Source organism: Acinetobacter sp. V2 (assembly GCF_001188385.1).
GTDB classification, from domain to species: domain Bacteria; phylum Pseudomonadota; class Gammaproteobacteria; order Pseudomonadales; family Moraxellaceae; genus Acinetobacter; species Acinetobacter oleivorans.
The window spans coordinates 11,341-11,614 of sequence record NZ_JZFB01000009.1 but is presented as its reverse complement, the minus strand read 5'-3'; the positions used below and the strand labels follow the sequence as shown (position 1 = coordinate 11,614).

The window sequence follows — 274 nt, the reverse complement described above, 5'->3', positions numbered from 1 at the left end:
CCTTCTTTTTACCGAGCCATTTGCCTAAGCGTATGACCGAGTATCGAGACCGTTATGAGCACCATTTAGTGCTGCGTGTCGAAAATAATTCAAAAGCTCAGACCGAGCAGTTTTTAAAAGAATATTTTGCTGTACACCAGTCAGGTCACTATTTCGTGTGTAGTGAAGAAGAAGGTCGAAAGGCGTTCTTACACCGTTTTGCGATTGCAGGGGCGGCAATTCGTTACCGCGATACGCACCGTAGTGAGGTTGAAGATATTGTGGCGCTTGATAT

1 pseudogene is annotated in these 274 nt (G+C 45.3%); it reads left to right on the top strand.

From position 1 onward, the window contains the following. Window positions 1-274: pseudogene (locus UC75_RS22325) on the top strand (D-lactate dehydrogenase); the annotation flags it as partial.